This is a genomic window from Roseomonas sp. 18066 (genome assembly GCF_902706185.1).
In the GTDB taxonomy this organism is placed as follows: Bacteria; Pseudomonadota; Alphaproteobacteria; order Acetobacterales; family Acetobacteraceae; genus Pseudoroseomonas.
This window is the reverse complement of sequence record NZ_CACSJM010000004.1, coordinates 1-20,499: the sequence shown is the minus strand read 5'-3', so window position 1 is coordinate 20,499 and position 20,499 is coordinate 1. Positions and strand designations below refer to the sequence as shown.

Sequence of the window (20,499 nt, the reverse complement as noted above, 5' to 3'; positions counted from 1 at the left end):
CCGCAGGCAGGCGCAGTGGGGAAAGCCACGCCGGAGGGAAGGCAGCCAGATGTGCAACCTCTACTCGATGACTAGCAACCAGCGCGCCATCATGGAACTGACCGGCACTCTGCATGACCGCACGGGAAACCTCCTAGCACTGCCCGCTATCTACCCCGACAGCTCAGCCCCCGTGGTGCGCCAGGCAGAGAACGGCGAGCGCGAGCTCACCATGATGCGGTGGGGCATGCCTGGGCCGGAGCAGTACGGCGGCCACCCTGTGACCAACATCCGTAACACTCTCAGCCCGCACTGGCGCCGGTGGCTCGGGCCTGCGCACCGCTGCCTAGTGCCTGTGACCTCGTTTTCGGAGTGGGCGGCCACGAAGCCCAAGAAGACACCAGTGTGGTTCGCCCTGGCGCCGCAGCGGCCGCTCTTCGCCTTCGCAGGGATCTGGACCCGCAGGACCGGCGCGCGTGGCCCCAAGTCGAACCCGGTCGAGGGCGAGCACGAACTCTACGGCTTTCTAGAGCATTTCCCGATCAGACAGCATCGTACCCCGCTGCGGCGAAGTAGTTTGCGCATTCGGCAGGGGTGAAGGTTTCGGAGATGCGGCCGACGGCGCTCCAGAGGGTGGGAAGGGTTCGGGCGGCGGCCTTCCGGAGCATGGCCTTCAGCTTGGCGAAGGCGTTCTCGATCGGGTTGAAATCGGGGCTGTACGGCGGGAGGTAGCGCAGGCTGGCTCCGGCCGCCTCGATGGCGGCTTTCACGGCGGCCCCTTTGTGGCTGCCGAGATTGTCCATGATGACGATGTCGCCAGGCCGGAGCTCAGGCACGAGGACCTGCTCGACATAGGTCAGGAAAAGCGCGCCGTTGATCGGCCCGTCCAGGACCATCGGCGCGATCATGCCGTTGTTGCGCAGTCCGGCGACGAAGGTGGTCGTTTTCCAGTGGCCATGCGGGATCGGCGCCCGCAACCGCTGGCCGCGTGGCGCCCGGCCATGCATCCGCGCCATCTTCGTCGACGCCCAGGTTTCATCGATGAAGACCAGCCGATCAGGATCAAGATCGAGCTGACTGTCGAACCAGGCCCAGCGCTGGCTCAGGACGTCGGGGCGGTCCTGCTCGGCCGCATGCGCCGACTTTTTTTGCGCGTGATCCCGTGCCGCTGGAAGAACCGCCACAGGCTGCCGATGCCGACCGGCACGCTGGCTTTCGCCAATGCGCCTTGGATCTCCTTCAGCGTCATGTCCGGCTGCTTGTCGACCAGATCCAGGATCAGCCCGGCATATGCCTCGATCCGCGCCGACCGGCGGTCTCCGCCCAACGGGCCAGGGGCTACTGAACCAACTTGCCGGACCAGGGCGCACCACCGGATCGCGCTTGAGGGGCTTACCCCGAAGCGCGCCGCCGCCGCCCGGCAGGATGAGCCCGCCGCCACTGCCGCCACCACGCGGCTGCGCAGATCAACCGAAAGCGCCTTCGACATCCTGACCACCGTCGCCGTCACGATGGACAGTGAATCAGCTCCGAGCCCAGCCCGCGATCACAAGCGATTCAGACAGCCCGGAAACCGCTCTAACCTGTGACCCGAATGAGACCGTCGGCGCAATCCACCCGAAAGCCATGCCGGTGCCGCTGACGATGCCAGATGAGATGACCACTTGGCTGAAGGCGCCCTGGAAGATTGCCCGCGAGCTCCAGCGCCCACTGCCCGACGATCAGATGCTCATCGTGTCCAGGGGCAACCGGAAGGACCCGGAGTGATCCACCGCGGCAAGCCCACCGCCGCTCGACTCAGTCGTACGGACAGGCGCTAGGCAGCCCAAGCTCGGCCTGGAATGGCGCGCTGCGCCACGACCCGGCATCCGCCCCCGGACTTCGCTGTCGGTGAAGGCAGCCCAGTGCGCAGCCTGATGCGGTCATCCTTTTCAGCTGGTCTCCGATAGGCCGGGAAGCGGGGTCCGATGGTCCTCACGCAGCCTTGAGCATCAGAATAAAGTGACGTCACAGAAAGCAACCAGCGCCATGGAGCGCCGAATTATTGTGACGTCACGAATCAAGGGTCGACAAACGATAGGTTGCGAAATTATCGTGACGTCACGGATTGGATTGAGGTCACACGGTATGGCGTCGAACCGCAGCTTGAGGAGCAGCTCCAAGCAACGCCGCGCCTCCAAGGACCAAGCCTCCGAAATCCGTGACGTCACGAAATCTGCCGGAGCTTCGGTGGTGGCTGGTGTGTCAGCTGAGAAGCCAACTCGCTTCAGCGAGGCATCGCCTTCGAAGGACATCGCTCCCAGGCGGCGAGGGCGGCCACCAAGTGACCCTTCAGTGGGACCCGCAAGTACTGCGAAGCGGACGGCAAAGTATCGAGAGCGCCTGGAGGAAGAGACGAGGGCCCTGGTGGGAGCGCTGCGATCCGCCGTTTGGGCCCTGGACCGGCTCGGGGATCACCATCATCTGGGTTGGATGTTTTGGGGAACCAAAAAGGTGACGTTGGACGCGATCCGGCGACTGGAGCCTGCGTTTGCTCCGGAACTGGAGTACCTCGAGGCCCGCTCGAAGGCCTATGTGCTTGAGATGCACAAGCATCGTGCTGCCCCCAAGCCTCCGGAAGGACCAAAGCGGGGGTCGATCCTCCTGGCTGACTCGGTCTTCAGCACCGATGCGGCGGGGAACGTTCTCCAGGACGGCAAGAAGACTGGCTTCAAGGTGGCGCCCCAAATTGTCAGCTGGCGCCTTGTTGAGGAACGTCCCGTCAGGAGCAGGAAAGTGCAGGATTGCACCCTGCAGAGCGCGGAGGATGCCCTGCTGGTCGCGGCAACCATCCTCATTGAGAGAGGGAAGGGTGGTCCCTTGGAAACGATCTGTCCCCCGCTGGATACCTGGCAGCCGTGGGCACAGGAGTTTCCGATGCCAGAGGTCACGGATCCGCCGGTCGAGGTGTTGAGCAACCTGAGGGAAGCTGTTGCGTCCGGTTCAGATGCGGCTGCCACTAGGAAGGTTGGGCGCAAGAGGAAGCCAAAGCCACTAGGTAGCGCGTCGCTTCCAGAACGGCCTGGTCCGGTGGGCGGAACGACTGGAAAGGCGAGAAGGTCGAGGGCTTGAGCATTAGGCGCTGGTCGGGCAGCCCCAGGGCAGTGTCCCGCTCAGCTCCCCGGCCGGGAGCATGATCTGCCAGCCGAGGGACCCTGGCGACGCTGTGGGAAAATGCCGATAGCGTGGAGCTCCACGGTCAGTACGGCTTGGGCGTATGGCGTAGAGTTCCACGGTAAACCTGCAGCATTGGTCGGCAACCAGGCGCCGCCCGATGTGCCCGTGGCGGAGCTGTCCAAGCCGAACCGTTCCGGGCGCGATCCGTAGGGGAAGAGCCTCGCAACCGATTGATCTAAGGGCGGAATCAGCTCCGAACCTTGAATAGAATCTGGGAAGCGTGGAAGCCCTTGCTAGCGAGGCTGGATGGCCTGGATAGCCGGGCCCATCTAATCGGCAGCGCAGCGCGCGAGCATGGGCCGTCCATCAAAAAAGCACGGGGAGGAGCCCGCATGACGATTGCCGAAATCCATGAAGCCGATGCCGCAGGAGAAACCGCTGCCATCTATGCGGAGCTTCGTCAGGAGCTCGGGCTCCCCTTGGTCAATCTCATTTGGCGGCACTTCGCAGCCCTGCCGGGTGTGCTGCCCTGGGCATGGTCCACCGTCCGGCCGGTCATGCGGTCGCTCGAGGTCCTGCAGGGACAGGACAGGATGGGCCAGCGGCTTTGGCAACTAGCGGGCGACATGGCGCCCGCGCTCCCAACCCTGACCGCTGACCAGGCGGCCGTCGTCGACATCTACAACCGTGGCAACACCACCAACCTGCAGCTGCTCACGGCTTTGAGGAAGGCGATGGCCGGTCAAGCCGCTGGTGGCGGCGGCCTGCTGGAGCGGCAATCCGGTGCTCCCGCGCCGCTCGCGTCCGTGCCAGGCATGCCCCGGCTGGACAGGCTGGAGCCCGAAACTTCCTTGATGGTGCGGAAGCTGGCGGCCCTGCACGGCGAGGAGGGCGCCCGGGCCATTCCCAGCCTCTATCGGCACCTCGCGCTTTGGCCGGACCTGCTTCCTCCGCTACACGCCGCGCTCTCCAAGGTCAGCGAAACAGGCCTTCTGGCAGATGGGCGGTCGGTTCTCATCGACATGGCTGACGCTACTGCAGCCCGCCTGCTGCCCGCGCTGCGCCCGCCGGGCGTCTTCCCTGCTGAACAGCGCGAGGCCACCCTCGGCGCGCTGGAGGCGTTCACCGGACGCCTCATCGCGGACCTGAGTGTCGTGGGCCTTCTACTGCGGCGGCCCACACCAGTGCGGCACCTTCGCTGACATCGGGCTGGAGCGGCGATGCGGGCACCGGGGCAGGTCGGCTACCACGTCTGGCTGCCGATGTCGCGCCGGTCGGCGGAGCAACTGGACGGTGCCTCGCAGGCGCTCGGCATCCTGGCGACGCCACCCGCCTCAACATCGACCTGCCCAACGGCCGAGATGTGCGGCCTACGGCTGTGCATCGGCGCCCCATCCGTGCACGATCTGACAAAGGCGCTTCGGCAGGTCGGCGGTTTGCTCGGTGCCATTGAAGCGCTGCCTAATCGGTCCCTAAGCGGGTTATCCGGGTCGACTTCATAGGCGCAGCGCGGCTGAGTTGCCCTTGAGGCATCTCGCCTCTTTGCCGAGGCCGTGTACGACCTGGGAAGCGATCATCTCGACGAAAATCAGGGCTTAGCTCGCGGTCGCAGAGCAAGGCTCCTTCGTTGGGGCCGGACGGGTCCTAGAGCGGCACGCGACTGTGGTCGCCAAGCGCATTGCCGCCCTGGAAACCCGTCTCGGCATTTGGCTGGCCGAGCACACGACGCGCTAGGTAAAGCTGACAAAAGCCGGGTCGAGGCTGGCGGCTGAGGTATCTCCGCCATCCCCTGGGGAACAAGGTCGCAATCTTCTACACGAATCCAGCGGAGGGAGCCCACGGATACTAAGCCCAGTGAAGGTGCCCTGCGAACGCCGGTGGCTCATCCCAATGAGCGAACAAATGGCCAAATATAGTCGAGCCCAAGAAAGCTGAGCCGTCATGCGCTATTTGGGTCAGATGTTCGCGTCGTCTGCGACGTAATCTCGACGAGACTTCAAGCGTTCTCCAGTGCATGCCAACGCAACGGAGACAGTATGTTGAATCGAATTCTGCCAAGTCGCCGTCGAGGAGTGCTTCAGATGGGAGGCGCCCTGACAGGCCTCCTACTCGGCGGACCTGCCGCGGGACAAACGGGCTATTCTCCGCCGACTGAGGTCGACATAGGCCGCGTCACCGACGGTAAGGTCGAGTTCCCCAACTGGCGTGCGGCCGCAGATCCAAGCACCCCGCCGCCGCCAGCTCCGCTGCCACCGGCTCAGCGGGTGGGCTTCGCCATTGTCGGCCTGGGGCGCCTCAGTCTCGAGGAACTCCTCCCTGCATTTGCGGAATGTGGATTTGCCAGGCCCGCAGCATTGGTCTCCGGAACCCCTGACAAGCTGCAGGCGGTGGCAAAGCAATACGGCATCCCTGAAGCCTCCTGCTATGATTACGCATCATTCGACAGGCTTCGCGATAATCCGGACGTTAGAGTGGTTTACGTCGTTCTGCCCAACGGTATGCATCGCGAGTACGTCGAGCGTGCCGCCGCGGCAGGCAAACATGTTCTCTGCGAGAAGCCATTGGCGAATAGCGCGGAAGAGGCCCGCGACATGATAGCTGCCTGCGAGCGCGCGGCGGTGAAGCTGATGGTCGCATATCGCATCCAGTACCAGCCGCACAATCTGGCGGCGCTGCGCATCATTCGAAGCGGTGACTTCGGCCGTCTGGTTGGCATGACGGCTGTGAATGTGCAGACCGTCGCTGCGAATGGCACGCAGCAATGGCGGCACAAGAAGGCAATGGCAGGCGGCGGAGCACTGCCGGACATCGGGCTTTACTGCCTGAACACGGCGCGATTCCTGAGCGGTGAGGAGCCAGTCCAGGTCCATGCCAGCCTGTTCAGCCCGGCGGGCGACGCACGCTATGCCGAGGTGGAGGAGACGGTTTCCTTCACGCTCCGTTTCCCTTCCGGCTTCATCGCCAACTGCTTCACCAGCTACGGCGCGCGTGACGACAAATACCAGCGGTTGAACCTAGCAGCGGCTACGATCGACATGCCAAATGCCTACAAGTACCAGGGGCAGGAGCTCTACCTGGCGCGCAACCTGGATGGCCAGGATCAGCGGGGCGCCATCATCCTACCGCCGAAGAACCAGTTCGCCGCAGAGATCGACCACATGGCACAATGCGTCCTGCAGGGCAGCCGCCCGCGCACGCCCGGCGAAGAAGGTCTCCAGGATCATATGGTGATGGAGGCCATCTACAGCAGCGCCGCCAGTGGCCAGCCAGTCGCCCTGCCGCCGCAGCCACGCCGCGACATGTTCCGTTCTCTGCCCGACGGCATCCTCTGAGAGGAGGGGAAGGCAGTCTATTTTGACTGCCTTCGCCGAAGCCGCAGGCGAGCTGAGCGTGATGCAGCCTGGCCGTCAGGAGCAAACCTCTCAGCGTGGGAGGCTGCAATGTGGGGAATAACCTGGGGTGTCCCGGTGAACTTCGTTCCCTGCCTGACTGCTCGGGTGCCGGGCAGGGGAGAGAACCATAGGGCTTGCGATCAACACACTGAGCGCGGCTTCGCCAGCTCCCGCCACTCTGGTCGGCCGTGTGCCCGCGCCTTGTTGTCAGACCTCTGCCAAGGCACCAGCGTCAGTGGCAAGATGGAATCCTCGAAATAGGGTGAACTGCTGTGTGCAACCTCTACTCGATGACAAGCAACCAGCGCGCCATCCTGGAACTGACCCGGGCGCTTCATGACCGCACGGGAAACCTTCCGCCGCTGCCCGCCATCTACCCTGATGCCATGGCGCCGGTGGTGCGTCAGTGCCAGGACGGCGGGCGCGAGTTGACCATGATGCGCTGGGGAATGCCCGGGCCCGAGCAGTACGGTGGCCACCCCGTGACCAACATCCGCAACACCCACAGCCCGCACTGGCGCCGGTGGCTCGGGCCCGCGCACCGCTGCCTGGTGCCTGCCACCTCATTCTCGGAATGGGCCGACACGAAGCCCAAGAAGACGCCGGTCTGGTTCGGCCTGGCGCCGGAGCGGCCGCTCTTCGCCTTCGCGGGGATATGGACGCAGTGGACCGGGACGCGCGGCCCGAAGTCGAACCCGGTCGAGGGGGAGCACAATCTTTATGGTTTCCTAACCTGCGATCCGAACGAGACCGTCGGCGCCATCCGCCCGAAGGCCATGCCGGTGCTGCTAACGACGCGTGACGAAATGACCACCTGGCTGGAAGCGCCCTGGCAAGTAGCCCGCGAGTTGCAGCGGCCACTGCCGGATGAGCGGATGGACGTCGTAGCCAGGGGCAATCGGACGGATCCGGCGCCGGAGACGTTTTGATGGCGGATAGAGCGGCGGGTCCGGCCACCTTACGGCGCGCAATTGGCAATCTGCTGCGGATGGCTGCCGCCGATCTGGAAGACGCTCGGAAGTTGGTCCGCAGCCGGAGCGCAAGGAGTGCGAGAACGCTCGTGCACGCCGCCGTTCTGAAAATGGGCGCCGCCCTGAGCGCATCGGCGGTGGGCCGGTTTGATGGAGAAGGCGAGGCGCGCTGGCACGCGATTCCGAACCACTTTCCTGCTGTCGAAAAGCTGCAAGCGCTGGTGGCGGAAACGGGATACCGGCATGCACTTCAGGATGATGGAAGTCCTCGGCAGCCTCCGAGCGCGACGCTTGTCAACAAAGCTATCAAAATGACAAAGGAGGCGCTGGCCGAGCTCTGCCTGGCTTTCGGCGTCGACCTCGAGGGCTCGCGACCGGCTGCTCGCGCAGCGCCGCCAGAACCCGAGCCGCCGCCGCCGCCGAAGGCGCCACCCAACACGTACGCAGCGGCCCAGAAGCTGCAGTCCCAGCGAGCCGGGCGCGAGGGAGACAAAAAGGGATCCAATGTCGTACAGCTACGAGGCCGCAGGTCTATGCCGCAGTCCTCCTCGACTGGACCCGGGCGCCGCGACACGCTGTCTCGGCCGGGGACGTCTCCTTCGAGGACGAGGACAGCGCCGGGCCTGACCTCAAATACGTTCTGGGCCTTGATGGATCGATGGGGCGTCGAGGATGGCAGTGCACTGCGGCTGCTCGACCGCGGGCGGGAACTGACCTCGAAAGGCCAACGGCCTCGCTTCAAGCTGAGCTCGGAAGAGGCTGGACTGCTTCAGGCGCTGCAGAACATCGAGGCCACTTTGAACACCTTGGCCAAACAGTCATCGGCCTGGGTGAGTGCACCGCTTGCAGAGGCACCTTTCAAGGGCGCCCGGCCTATCGACTGGATCATCAAGCGCCGCCTGGCAGGTACTCGGGACTTGTCCCAGCATCTGCTGCAGAAAGCTTTGACAGCCTCGGTGGCACAAGGCTGAAGCCGGAATATCTGGAGGGCTTTACTGCGGTGGTGGCCGGAGGCCCGCAGGTCGCTGCCGCAGCAGGCAGGCGCAGCCATGATAGATGAGAAGGGCAACGCCACCTGTACCGACTAGGGCGTGGCCACGCCACGTGACCCATCTTTTCTCGTCTTCAGCATCAATCTCGCGAAGTCACCTTTATCGGTGGCGTCTGTTGGTGCTGGATAACATCCCAACGCTCGTGCGAGAGACGTCGATAAACCGAGGTGCAGAATGCCTCATATGAAACATCCTCGCCCTTCTTGGCGTGGACCTGATAGGCGATGACGATCAGTCCCTCCTGGGGACGACGGACCTGCTGCGCGGAAAATGACACACTGGTCCATCGCGGCGACTGCGTCACGGCTTCAACTGCCTTATCCCGTCCCATGATAAATGGGGCTTCCGGCAGGACCATGAGGCATTCTTCGCTGATGCTGCTTCGGTAATGCTCTGGATCTGCGGTCCAGAGGCTTTCCTCAAATTCCCAGATTCGTGCATCGTCCATGACGTGTCCTTTCTGTTGAAGCCTCTTCATCAACACGCGCTGCCGAGAATCGTACCTGGCTGTCAGCCACTGCACCTTGGACGATTGGCTCTTGGCGCAGGTAGCTGTCCACAATGGCGATTGGCAGGCCAGCTACCGGAAAATCAGCACTTCCTCAGCGCTACACTGGTGCCCCGACCGTGAGAAAACATCGGCAACTTAGGTTTGCTGGGTATAGCTATGCCCTACCTCGCACGACGAGAAAAGCGCTGTCACGCGTGCTCGACTACTGGACCGTGCCGTAAGCACAGCCTATCCAAATAGCTGGAAGGGCCTTCGTGCTTCGTCAGAAGGTCAGCTCGCCCTGCTCCTCGCCGATCCAGTATCGAATATTGGCGGCGTGAACCTTGATGAGGATGACACCCGGTGTGTCGATGCCCTGCGGGAACCAACGGTCAAGCTCCTTTGCCCAGTGAGCCGCAAAATCTGCCTTGTTTCTGATGAGGGTGGAGTGGCCCTTCACAGTGATAAAGATTGGAGTGCCTGCCAATAGTCCCTTCGAACCGGCATAGCTAAGGCTCGTACCTGCATCCCGCTCGATCTCTGCTATCTTTGCGGAGCTTTCGTAGGCGAAGAAGTAGGCATCGCCTTGAAATTCGACATCGCGGTTGTTGCTCATCGGGCGCGAGGTGATGCCGCCCGTGACGGCGGTGGTCGACATCGTTGCGAAATCAATGTCGGCCATCATTTTGGACAAATCGGCGATCGTCGTCTTTGCCATCGTCTTCTCCAGTCTTCTTGATTTACCAGCCTGCGACCAAGGCCATCAGGAGGCTATCAAGCAAGACGATCTGGATGGCACCTAGTTTCCGCTCGCCATGCCATTAGCAGCCCCACCAAGCAGATCTCCGAATATGGGTGATGTAAGACCTCATTGGACAGCTTGCTTCCACCACCCAGTGCTGAAGGCAATTGGCAGAGCTTGGCCTTCAGCTTCTGAGTGGACGTTGACGCCCCGGACGGAGGCGGAGCATCTGCGCCGTAGAACACCCTCCGCGCGCCGCGTGCGAAGGCTCGGGCCTACGAGTTGGAATGCAACGATATTAACCTCAACGGTGCGGAAGCGCTGCCAAACTTACCGACCTTGGCGCCGGTCGCGGTCAGCGGCTTGAAGCAGGTGGCCGGAAGGTTGAAGCCTTGCATGGAGCTCACCCCTGCAGCCTTTAGCCGGACCACAGGGCGGGAGTGCGGAGTCGGTTTCCCAAGAGGCGTCGCAGCTTGTCGTCGCGGCCTCTGTCACCGACCCACCGACCGAGACGCTCGCACGGGATACCGTCTCGGGTTCCATCCAGCCGCGTCACTCCGCACTGACGGAAGTAGCACTGAGCTTCGGCCCGGCCGAAGGCACCGCCCGAGTGGCGCCAGTTCCAGGGAGCTCGGCGCTCATGCTCCGGCGGGGTCCAAAGGCCGACGCGAGCTTCTCGGGCCCGCACCTCGAGGCGCGGCAGCACCGGATCAAGGTTGTACTGAGCGTACACCCGCGCCGCCCCGCGCCGAACCATTTCCCGGTTCACGTTCAGCGCACCGATGAATAAGGTGCCGACCGTTCTCCCGTAGCGGTCAGTGTCCTGCATTTCGATGCGGCCTTTCTTGCCGAACGCCAGGCCCGAGAACTCCTGCTGGGCTCGCGTCCGATAGGGCTGTCGGCTCTCTGCCGCGTCAATACCAGCCAGGCGGATGCGCATCTGGCGCTTGAGCACCTGTCATCCAGAGGTTGCGCCTATCGTAGTTGTGGCGGTGCGCTGCGGCAGGTGGCTGAGGATGTAACCGGGATCCTAGACTACCGACCGGCCTGCTTTGAGGTCGTCCGCCATCCCCATTTTGATTCGCGTGCCGTTGCCGCTCCATGCATCTTTAGCCGCTAAATGCGTCAGCCAGCTTTAGTTTGTGACCTCGGCCAGTTGTGGCACGCAAGCCTGGGGCTGAAACTCCACGCGACGATCCAGCGCATCCGTCGCGTCGTCCCTTCCGCTGCCGACGAGCGGCTCTGAAGCCCCGACGCCCGATGCGCTGGTGCGCGTTCGCAGTTGAGGTTGCACCGTCACCAGGCCGCTGCGCACCGCCTCCGCGCGTTCCGCCGACAGCAGGAGGTTCCTTGCCGCGGACCCTGTCGCGCTGGCATGGCCAGTCATCGCCAGGCAGACGTTCCGCGGCGCGGTCCGCCGTGCGATCTGGCGCAGCCACATCGGATACTCGCGGCCGGTGGCTCCGTTCGCCGAGACCTTCGCCGTGCCCGGCTGGAACAGAAACTTCATCGCCAGACGGCCGCGGTTCAGGCCATGGTCGACCAGCCCGGCAAAGGCCTCCTCTGCGGCAACAGGCCGTGCCAGCGCGCGGTTGCTGAGATACAGGCCATTGCGCACCCTGAGCTGGTCGCCGCCTGGCCGGTTCAGCGCCTCCGTATAGGCCACGAGCGCCGCGCCAAACTCGCCCTGCTCGTAGGCTCTGGTGCCGTCGGCAGCAAAGGCCTGCGCTTCCAAAGAAGCCAGGTATTGCGGGTCGATGGGGTCGCCCGCGTTGGAAGCGCAGGTCTTCAGATAGGCGCTGACGACGGCGTCCGGGCCCCATCCGGGACTGTCCTGATAGAAGACGGTGCGGGCCGCATCGACCTCTTCGGCGCGGACCCAGGCCGTCTCATGGGAGACCACCTTGCCCGTGCGCAGGTCTCCCAGCACCGCCCAGATGCGATAGACCTTCGGATCGGCTTGCGTCGTCGGCGGGATGATCCCGGCATCGGCAACGGCCGTGATCGCCCCCAGCAGCACCAGAGGCTTGGCAGCGAGGTTGGCAGCGCTCAGTGGCGCCAGCCGTATGTCGGGATAGCGCTCGCGCAGCACCGTGCCAATCCGCCGTTCCATCGCTCGGGTGCTGGCCGTCTGCTCCCCGGTGGCCCGGTCGATCAGCGGGTCGACGACCAGCATGTGTCCGGTGGCCTGGTCCGCAGGATCCAGCTGCGCCCGGTCGATCAAGGCCACGGTCAGGCTGGCTACCGCCTCGTCGAAGCGCTGCGCATCCAGCGGCGGCGACGGGGCGCCTACGACCCGCATGGGCAGGGTGTCCGTCGCATTGTCTCCGGGCGCGCGCGCAAGGCCGCAGCCCGCCAGCATCAGAAGCCCGAGGATGCAGGCGGCGGGTCTCCGCCAGCTAGCGGCAGCCCGCGCGAAGGAATCGTTGGTCTGCATGGGAGGACTCCTCACCGAGTTGGACACGAAGGATGATCGCTTGGCACCGGCGTGCCGCGAGAGCAGGGGTTGCCACGATCGCGCGCGACGGCCTGGCCTCCGACACAGCGGCAAGCTTCGGCGGCGAAGCGCGGACATCGGCCGCCGTTACCGGAGCGCCGTGGCGGCTGGCAGGCAGGGGATTAGTGTTCGGCCCATCGGGCGGCGGCACGGCGCCCGCCAGCATGTCCATCGGAATGAAAGGCACCTCAACCAGAGGGGATGGCACAAGGGCGATGGTCGCCGGGGGAGGCAGGACAGCCGCGTTATTCTCGACGACGCTATGAGCGGCGGCCGCGAGGTCCGGACCGTTGCCCGGGAACGGGGTGAAGGCGCCGGTCGCCACCACCTGCTCGGGCCGCGGCAATGGCGACGGAGTCGCAGCGATCTCGATGCCGTCAGGGACACGCGAGGCCTGGACGAAGTTGTCGATGTCGCGATCGAGCCGGTCCGCTAGGCGCAGCAACCGACCGACCTCCTCCAACAGGGCGTCAGGGCCGTCCGCCTGATCGGCCTGGGCCATGCTCGATGCGGGCGCAACCGATGCGGCTTCGGGTGCAGCCTCGGGCATGGCCGCTTCACGGCTCCCCTCCGCCACCGTCAGGACGGGCTCCGGGTCCGCACGGTCGACCAGAACAGCGCCAAGCACCGCCAGCATGGCCAACACCAGCGCGGCGCCGCCCGCGGTGCCCCAGCGCCAAGCCCGCGGTGCCTCCGCGCCATCGCCTGGTGGGACGTCCGGCGCGGCCGCCTCGCTCCGCCGCGGATCCGGCCGAGGGGCCCGCGCCTCCTGTGGCCCGGGTCGGGCACTCTGCCTGGCGCGTCGACGGCGCAGCAAGGGCAGCGCTTCCGGCTCCTCCAGAAGGTCGATTATGGATGCGCGCGGGGCGCGGCGCCGTTGCGGAGCCATGGTCATTCCTCCCGGAAGGCGCGGCCGAGCCGCTCGCGCAGGGGGCCGACCAGGTAGTCGAGCAGGCTGCGCGGCTCGGTCGCGATGGTCACTTGCGCGGGCATGCCTGGCTGCAGGCGGATGCGGCGAAGCACCTCGGCCGTCGGCGCATCCGCGGCATCCGCCTGCAGTTCCACGGCGTAGTGGCTATCGCCCGTGGCAGGATCGGACAGGCGGTCCGCGGAGATCATCGCCACCCGGGCCCGCAGCAGCGGGTCGCGCGCCTCGGTGATGCCGGAGAGCCGGATTTCCGCCGCCATGCCCGCGGCGACCCGGCTCTTGTCCTCGGGCCGCAGCCGGGCCTGGAAGACCAGCGGCGCGCCCAAAGGAACGATGTCAAGCAGCGCCGCGCCGGGCGCCACGACGCCGCCCTCGGTGAAGACGCTCAGCCCGACCACCTCGCCATCGCTTGGCGCCAGGATGACGGTGCGGGCGAGAAGATCGCGGGCGGCCTCAAGTCGTGGCCGCACCTCCGCCATCCGGTCGCCGGTCTCTCGCAGGGCCTCAGAGATCTCCGTCAGCCGCTGCTGGCGCAGTTGCAGGATCCTGAGCCGGGCCTCTCCGATAGAGGCTTTCGCGCGGGCCATCTCAGCGACGACCCGGCCCCGGTCGGCATCCAGGGCCGCAGCCGTGCGGTCGAGAGCCAGCACCCGGCTGCGCGGAACGAGATGCTGCCGCAACAGGGTTCGCAGGCCTTCGACCTCGTCGGCGATGAGCTGCCGCTGGCGCTCGATGCCGTCGAGCTCCGCCGCGCCCCCGCCCAGCTGCTCGTTCAGCTGCAGGACCTGCTGCTCGATAACCGCCGTCGCGCTGTCGAGCTGGCGCCGCCTTTCAGTCAGCAGCGCCGACTGTGCGGCGATCAGGCTCACAAGGGACGGCGCATCGCGGCGCGCGCTGGTCTCGGCGTCCAGGGCGAGCTCGGGGGCGCCGTCCCGCTCGGCCTCCAGCCGCGCCTGAGTTATCGCGAGCGCCAAGTGCTGCGCCTCGAGGACGTCGAAGGCAGCGCGGGCGGTGGTGTCGTCGAGGCGTAGCAACGGCGCCCCCGCCAGCACGCGGTCGCCGTTGCGCACCAGGATCGATCGCAGGATGCCGCCCTCCTGGTGCTGGACTGTCTTCCGGTTGCCGTCGACCATCACCACGGCGGGCGCGAGGGCGGCGCCGCTCAAAGGCGCCAGGGCCGCCCAGACACCAGCGATGCCGAAGAAGCCGACGAGGACGAGGGCGCCGAACACCATCAGGCCACGCGCGTCCGCCGGAGGCGGCGTCGCACGCAGCAACGGCGGGTGGATAGGGAGGTCAGCGCCGCTCATGACGGGGTCCCGCCGGTGGCATCGCGGCGGGATCGGTCCGCGGCCTCGCCTTCGCGCTCGACCGGCCGCACCGCTTGGCGTCGGAGGGCGTCGATGACCTCGGCACGGGGGCCCTGCGTGCTCACCGCGCCGTCCTCAAGCACCAGCAGCGCGTCGACGGCGCCGATGATGTTGGGCCGGTGCGCGATGACGATGAAGGTGACGCCCTGGCTCTTCAGCGCCTCCAGCGCGTTGCGCAGCGCCATCTCTCCTTCGGCGTCGAGCGCTGCGTTCGGCTCGTCGAGCACCACCAGGCTGGGTAGACCCACCAGCGCGCGGGCCAGGCCGATGCGCTGCCGCTGCCCGCCCGACAGAACGGCGCCGCCTGGGCCGACCGGCGTGTCGTAGCCCTGCGGCAGGTCGAGGATCATATCGTGGACATCGGCGTGCAGCGCCGCCGTGACGACCTCCTCGTCCGAGGCCTGGCCGAAGCGAGCGATATTGTCGCGGACGGTCCCGGCGAAAAGGCCGACATCTTGCGGCAGGTAGCCGACATGCCGACCGAGCGCCTGATGATCCCATTGGCGCAGGTCGACGCCGCCCAGGCGCACCGAGCCCCGGCCCGGCGCCATGGCGCCGATCAGCAAGCGGGCCAGGGTGGATTTACCCGCAGCGCTGGGCCCGATGATGCCGAGCGCTTGCCCTTTGCCGACCGCGAAGGAGACATCGCGCAGGACTTGCCGACCGTCGGCGCCGGGAAGACGATAGTCGAGGTCGCGGACCTCGAGACGGCCATCGGGCCGCGGCAGGGTCATGCGCGCGCGGGACGCGGGCGCCTCGGCGAAAAGGCTCCGCAGGCGCCGCCAGCTTTCCCAGGCCGAAGTGATCTGCCGTCCTGCGCCCACGGCCTGCTCCACCGGCGCCAGCGCCCGCCCCATCAGGATGACGCCCGCGAAGATGACGGCAGGCTCCACCGCCCTCTCGATGGCAAGCCAGGCCCCGACGCCAAGCATCAGGCTCTGGAGGGACAGGCGCAGGAAACGCGTGGCCGCCGAGAATGCTGCATGCCTGTCGCTTGCGATCGCCTGGCCACCGATCATGGTGAAGCGATCGTCCTGCCAGCGCGCGACCAGGCCGGGCAGCATGCCCATCGCGACAGCAGGCTCGGATCCGCGCAGCACGTCGCTGGCGAAGGCATAGGAGCGGCTCGCCGCTTCTGTCGCACGGCGCATCGGCCTGCGGATGGCGAATTCCGTTAGCAGGGCGACAAGCAACAGCAAGATCGCACCGGCGGCTGCGACAGCGCCGAGCAATGGGTGAATGAAGGCGAGGATCACCAGATAGACCGGCGTCCACGGCGCATCGAACAGCGTCTGCACCCCAGGTCCGGTCATCACCTGGCGCACTTGATCCAGGTCGCGAAGCGCCTCGCCGCGGCGCTCCCCGCCTCCGGCTTCCCGGCGTGTGCCGCGTGCTGCCAGCGTCGCCAACAGGCGCGCAGCCAACATGTGGTCCATGCGGATGCCTGCGCGGACAAGGATCCTGGCACGCACCGCATCGAGCAACGCCATGACAAGAAGAGCGAGGAGCAGCACAAGCGTAAGCAGCAGCAGCGTCGCCTCGCTGCGGCCGGGCAGCGCGCGGCCATAGACCTGCATGAGATAGAGAGGGGAGGCCAGATAAAGCAGGTTGATGGCGCCGCTGAAGACGGCGGCCGCTACGAAGTAGGGCATGCAGGCCGCTCGCAGGCCTGAACCTTCTCCCGCATCCGGCTCCGGCATGGCGTCCGACTGGGACATGCGGCGGCTCCCACTGACAAGGCGCGTCAAGCGCCTTTGCGACGGAAAGGTGCGGCGGCACCACCGGCCGCCGCACCGCTCGCACACCGCGCGATGATCAGTAGTCGTGATTCCAGTCGCCGTGGCCACCACCATGGCCGCCGCCATCCTTGGACCCGATCAGGGTCAGCGAGAAATCATTACCCGACAGCAGGCTGTTGCCGTTCAGGAAGTCGTTGCCGGACAGCAGATCCGTGTCGTTGTAGGAATCGTTGACGCTGCTGTCGTTGTGGGAGTTGTTGACGCTGTGATCGTCCTTGTCGACGTTCCAGCCGCCACCCTTGCCACCGTGATCGTTGCCGCCGTGGCCCTTGTCGAAGATGCCAAGCATTCGCTTTCTCCTAGGATCTTGTCCCCCGCGATTGGGGGAGCTTCGTTGGAGAGAACACGGCCCGAATTTTTCAGGCCGATGCTAGCGGGGGCGGCGACCATTCAAGCCGCCAGATTTTCAAACCCGCCACAGGGTCTACGGCGCGGCTAGCCAATCAGATGCAGAATTCGCGTTCCCGTGATAAATAAATCCAACTGATGAAGAAGATGATACCGGTACCCACGCCTCTTCATACAGGGTCAGGCGAGAAATCGGATTGGGAATCGCACTCGCTGCGGTTGTATTGCTCGTTCGAAGCAAGACAAGGATACTTCCGGTGCAAGCATGAGCCTGTCCTTGAACAGCTACTACACCCATGCACTGCAGCAGGCGCATTAATGCGACGCTCACTAGGGGAGCAGGTGCTGTCCGCGAGTTAAGACCCGCGGACTGCAGCAAGCCGCCCGATGAATAGGACCGGCCCAGTGGGTCTGCCGGTCGTCGATCCTCCCGGGGGCTCGAGCGTGATCTCGACGAGCATGCCCGCGCTCGGCAGCACGCTGCCCGGCGTGACGGTGAACTGGCCAGAAGGTGGGATGAGCCCCAGCGAAGTGGGCGCCACAGCCCCCTGAGGGAGGGCCCACAGCTGCAAAACGCGTCCAGGATCGACCGGCTGTGGGTTCAGCGCGGCCAGCTGCAGGTCGTTGCCTCGTGCCTCGACGATCCAGGCGGCTTGGTCCTGCTGGCTGAGGAGGACGGTGGTCAGGCGTTCTGGCACCTGCTGAAGCCAGATGAAGGCCGCCAGGCCCGCCGCCAGTGCGCTGCTCCCGAGCGCCCAGCCGCGCCAGAACCAGGGGGCTCCCTGTCGACGCGACAGACTGGTGACCGTGGCCGAAGGCGCTTCTATGGTAGGCGGGTCAAGGGATCGCTCTATCCGTGTCCAAAGTTCCGGCGGAACGTCAAACGGCTCCGCCATCGCCGTGAGCACGGAAAAGCGCCGCTCCCATCGTGTGACGCTAGCCTGAAGATCAGCATCATGAGGCAGCGCCGCTTCGAGTTCCTTTGCCTCACGCGCTTCCAGGGTGCCGAGCACATATTCCCCGGCGAAAAGGTCCTTCAAGTTCGGGTCTTCCGGGATCATGCGAGGCAGTCCCGAAGGCGCAGCAGGCTGCGACGGATCATCGACTTCACCGAGCCCAGGGGCGCCTTGAGACGTGCGCCGATTTGCGGATGCGACAGGCCGTGGACGAAGGCCAGGAGTACGGCGCCTCGCGGCTGTTCATCCAGTTGGTCGAGGCAGTAGCGCAGTCGCTGTCCGTCCTCGCCCTCGGTAAGACGATCCAGTGCCCTCGGTTTGAGGAGGACGTCACCAAGTTCCGGGTCGTCCGTCAGTGTCTCGCGCCCCCGCATCCGGGCTTTATCCAGTGCAACATTCCTGACGATGCCGCTCATCCACGCAGCGGCCACGCCGCGCGCAGGGTCAAACTGGTTTGCCCGCTCCGTAATCCTGACAAAGGCATCGTGGACGGCATCGGCAGCTGCATCACGGTCGCGCAGAATGGCCATTGCCACGCTCAGCAATCGTCCTGCCTTGATCTCGTAGATGACGCGGAGAGCGTCCCGATCGCCTTCGGCAACCGATGCCAAAAGGCGTTCCAATGATGGCTGCTCCATGGGCAATAGCTCTCCACCGACCCTTCCAGCGCCGTGATGCGACGCGGGGCGATCTGCAACATGGAGAGTTCGAAAGGCGCGGGGCAAGGCTACAAATAAATAAGACGTTTATTTTATTGTTCAGTTCTAGAATATCGGACATGCTTCTGTATTTTGGAGTAAACAAAAATCTCGGAATGAAATGCAGATGACATCAATTTCGCAGTGGAACCTATAGCATCATCTATTGCAGCCGATATTGGTGTTGATGGGCCTGTGAGCGCTCCTGTGAATTCGAGATCGCATATCCGGGATTTGGTCGGAGTTCAGCGGTCAGCCTGTGAGGACTTCAGATAGAGCGATGTGCCGCATCTCCTGGTTCACGTTCAGCGCGCCGACTGAGCAGGGTGCCGACTGAGCAGCGTGCCGACCTCCCTGTCGTAGCGGCCGGTGCCCTACACCTCACGGACCGTCATTGCCGGATGAAAGGCCGGACAGTCCCTGCCGGATCCTCGCTCCATGAAGTTGGCGGCTTCAGGAGCATCAATGCCAGCTAGCCGGATGTGCAATTGGCGCTCGTCCGCCGTCAGCATGGTGCGTGTGTCTCCGTCAGCGATGTCCACAACGGAGCAATGAGGTCGGCGCCAAGGGCTGGTTGGGCGACGAGGTTCCGTCTCGCCAAAGGTGAGGCGAAGCAAACGCCGCCAGCCTTCGGTCTCTGGCTATTCCGCTTTGAGGTCCAACTCCCGCACCTTCTTGCCCCAGAACTCGTACTCCTCGCGGATGGCCACGGCGAAGTCGGCGCGTGGCTGTGCGGTTGCAACCTCAAGGCCGTCTCGCTCCAGGCTGCGTGCGAAGCGCGGATCGCGGATGGCTTTGTTGGCGGCAGCCTCCAGGCGGCTCATCTCGCCAACGGGCGTCCCGGCAGGCGCGAAGATGCCGTGCCAGCCTAGGATGACGATGCCGGGCAACCCGGCCTCGGACAGCGTCGGCACATCGGGCAGAGACGGCAAGCGGTGGTTGCCCGTCACCGCCAGGGCGCGCAGGCGCCCCTCCTTGGCGAGCGGCACCGCGGGTGGCGGCGAGGAGAAGTTCATGGTGACGCGCCCGGTCACCACGTCCTGCAGGGCAGGGGCGGTGCCGCGGTAGGAGATGTGCTCCATCTGCAGCCCGGCTGCCTCGGCAAACAGGATGCCTGCCAGATGGTTGTTGGAGCCCACGCCGCCGGACGAGAAGCTGAAATCCGCGTTCGGCTGCTTGCCTGCCGCAATCAGCTCTTGCAGGCTGGTCACCGGCAGCTTCGGGTCGATCACCAGCACGTATTGGTAGGAGCTGGCCTTGGTCACCGGCGAAAGCACGCTGGACAGGTTGATCTTGTCCGTCCTCTGCAGGTGCGGGTTGACGACGATGTTGGTGGACACCGCGAAGAGCAGCGTGGTGCCGTCCGGCCGCGCGCGGGCGACCGAAGTGGCGCCGACATGGCCTGCCGCGCCGCCGCGGTTCTCCACGACGACGCTTTGACCGAGCTGTTCCATCAGGATCGGCGCCAGCTCGCGCGCCACGATGTCGGTGCCGCCGCCTGCGGCATAGGGCACGATCAGCGTGATTGGGCGGCCCTGGGCGCTACCCTGCGCCCGGGCGCGGGTGATCAGAGCAGGGGCTGCGAGCAGCGGCAGGAGGTGGCGGCGCTTCATGGTCGGCTCCCTTCAATCGGCCTCTCTGTGGCGTGCAGGGCGGGCCTGCGGCGCCTGTTGGACGGGCCGTTGACGGGAAGCCTACCCAGTGAGGCGTTCGTCACGCCAGCGTACTTTGTAATGACCGGACCCCGGTCGAACGCGGCGTGCACGGCAGCGGAACTCGCCCTCGGCCTGGCGCTGAGCCCTCTGAACCAAACTTGGTGCGCCGGTCTTACGTCCCTCGATGACCCTTGCGGCCCACCCCGATTGAGCGCGCGTACGGGAAAATTTTTTGGCCTACTCGGTTGGGAAATGCACGCCTAAGGGTCAGCACGTTCCTCGCTGTAGCTCGCCCAGCTGTTGAGGCGATGGCCCCCAAGACGCTGATCCAGTTGCTCCAACTTGTCGCGGACCGGCACGCCGATGCCAAGCCTTGGCTCTGTCAACCCGGTCTTTGTTCTTGATTCGTTCCCTGCGCTGCGACTAGCGTCGGGCCCATGGCCGAATCTCCCCCACCCCCCATCCC

At 65.3% G+C, this 20,499-nt stretch carries 18 protein-coding genes and 1 pseudogene; 7 read left to right on the top strand and 12 right to left on the bottom strand.

What is annotated here, in order from left to right; all coding sequences use genetic code 11:
* The first annotated feature begins 49 nt into the window (after positions 1–49).
* On the top strand, positions 50–577 hold the full coding sequence (locus GVN67_RS01465) for an SOS response-associated peptidase family protein (RefSeq protein ID WP_159992490.1): 528 nt from the start codon (positions 50–52) through the stop codon (positions 575–577).
* Here GVN67_RS01465 and GVN67_RS01460 read toward each other — a convergent pair.
* A protein-coding gene (locus tag GVN67_RS01460; RefSeq protein ID WP_159992489.1) for an IS630 family transposase occupies positions 522–1,468 on the bottom strand; the annotation gives its coding sequence in 2 pieces (ribosomal slippage) (positions 522–1,129 and positions 1,129–1,468; 948 coding nt in all). The two genes, GVN67_RS01465 and GVN67_RS01460, sit on opposite strands and share 56 nt — an antisense overlap.
* Positions 1,469–2,472: 1,004 nt before the next feature.
* On the opposite strand from GVN67_RS01460, the gene GVN67_RS01455 reads away from it, so the two are divergent.
* From GVN67_RS01455 to GVN67_RS01430, 6 genes and pseudogenes are all read left to right on the top strand, one after another.
* A complete protein-coding gene (locus tag GVN67_RS01455; RefSeq protein ID WP_159992488.1) occupies positions 2,473–3,090 on the top strand; it encodes a hypothetical protein in 618 nt (205 codons plus the stop codon).
* A 437-nt stretch (positions 3,091–3,527) separates the two neighbouring features.
* Complete coding sequence (locus GVN67_RS01450; RefSeq protein ID WP_159992487.1) at positions 3,528–4,337, top strand: hypothetical protein; 810 nt, start codon at positions 3,528–3,530, stop codon at positions 4,335–4,337.
* Between the two features lie 409 nt (positions 4,338–4,746).
* Positions 4,747–4,869: pseudogene (locus GVN67_RS30500) on the top strand (LysR family transcriptional regulator); the annotation flags it as partial.
* A gap of 347 nt (positions 4,870–5,216) precedes the next feature.
* Complete coding sequence (locus tag GVN67_RS01440) at positions 5,217–6,467, top strand: Gfo/Idh/MocA family protein (protein WP_235034896.1); 1,251 nt, start codon at positions 5,217–5,219, stop codon at positions 6,465–6,467.
* A gap of 332 nt (positions 6,468–6,799) precedes the next feature.
* Positions 6,800–7,456, top strand: a complete 657-nt coding sequence (locus GVN67_RS01435) for an SOS response-associated peptidase (protein ID WP_200845077.1) — start codon at positions 6,800–6,802, stop codon at positions 7,454–7,456.
* A complete protein-coding gene (locus GVN67_RS01430; RefSeq protein ID WP_159992484.1) occupies positions 7,456–8,469 on the top strand; it encodes a hypothetical protein in 1,014 nt (337 codons plus the stop codon). The genes GVN67_RS01435 and GVN67_RS01430 overlap by 1 nt, the downstream gene beginning before the upstream one ends.
* 160 nt (positions 8,470–8,629) lie before the next feature.
* Here GVN67_RS01430 and GVN67_RS01425 read toward each other — a convergent pair whose 3' ends face one another.
* From GVN67_RS01425 to GVN67_RS01375, 11 genes are all read right to left on the bottom strand, one after another.
* Positions 8,630–8,998: a DUF4440 domain-containing protein gene (locus GVN67_RS01425; protein WP_159992483.1), complete on the bottom strand. Its 369-nt coding sequence runs from the start codon at positions 8,996–8,998 to the stop codon at positions 8,630–8,632.
* A 325-nt stretch (positions 8,999–9,323) separates the two neighbouring features.
* Positions 9,324–9,758, bottom strand: a complete 435-nt coding sequence (locus tag GVN67_RS01420) for a pyridoxamine 5'-phosphate oxidase family protein (RefSeq protein WP_159992482.1) — start codon at positions 9,756–9,758, stop codon at positions 9,324–9,326.
* 442 nt (positions 9,759–10,200) lie between these two features.
* Positions 10,201–10,737, bottom strand: coding sequence for a thermonuclease family protein (locus GVN67_RS01415; RefSeq protein ID WP_235034895.1), 537 nt, complete (start codon positions 10,735–10,737; stop codon positions 10,201–10,203).
* Positions 10,738–10,917: 180 nt separating this feature from the next.
* Positions 10,918–12,219, bottom strand: coding sequence for an OmpA family protein (locus GVN67_RS01410; protein ID WP_159992481.1), 1,302 nt, complete (start codon positions 12,217–12,219; stop codon positions 10,918–10,920).
* Positions 12,182–12,916, bottom strand: coding sequence for a hypothetical protein (locus tag GVN67_RS01405; RefSeq protein WP_159992480.1), 735 nt, complete (start codon positions 12,914–12,916; stop codon positions 12,182–12,184). Before GVN67_RS01405 ends, GVN67_RS01410 begins: the two co-directional genes overlap by 38 nt.
* Before the next feature lie 254 nt (positions 12,917–13,170).
* Positions 13,171–14,517, bottom strand: a complete 1,347-nt coding sequence (locus GVN67_RS01400) for an HlyD family type I secretion periplasmic adaptor subunit (RefSeq protein ID WP_159992479.1) — start codon at positions 14,515–14,517, stop codon at positions 13,171–13,173.
* Entirely contained in the window at positions 14,514–16,295 is a 1,782-nt protein-coding gene (locus GVN67_RS01395; RefSeq protein WP_200845075.1) for a type I secretion system permease/ATPase, read from the bottom strand. Before GVN67_RS01395 ends, GVN67_RS01400 begins: the two co-directional genes overlap by 4 nt.
* Positions 16,296–16,392: 97 nt before the next feature.
* Complete coding sequence (locus tag GVN67_RS01390; RefSeq protein WP_159992478.1) at positions 16,393–16,665, bottom strand: hypothetical protein; 273 nt, start codon at positions 16,663–16,665, stop codon at positions 16,393–16,395.
* Between the two features lie 415 nt (positions 16,666–17,080).
* A complete protein-coding gene (locus tag GVN67_RS01385; protein ID WP_159992477.1) occupies positions 17,081–17,785 on the bottom strand; it encodes an anti-sigma factor domain-containing protein in 705 nt (234 codons plus the stop codon).
* A complete protein-coding gene (locus GVN67_RS01380) occupies positions 17,782–18,318 on the bottom strand; it encodes a sigma-70 family RNA polymerase sigma factor (protein WP_159992476.1) in 537 nt (178 codons plus the stop codon). Before GVN67_RS01380 ends, GVN67_RS01385 begins: the two co-directional genes overlap by 4 nt.
* A gap of 701 nt (positions 18,319–19,019) precedes the next feature.
* The gene (locus GVN67_RS01375) at positions 19,020–19,991 is read right to left on the bottom strand and encodes a tripartite tricarboxylate transporter substrate binding protein (RefSeq protein WP_159992475.1); all 972 of its coding nucleotides are present in this window, start codon (positions 19,989–19,991) and stop codon (positions 19,020–19,022) included.
* Between the last annotated feature and the right edge of the window lie 508 nt (positions 19,992–20,499).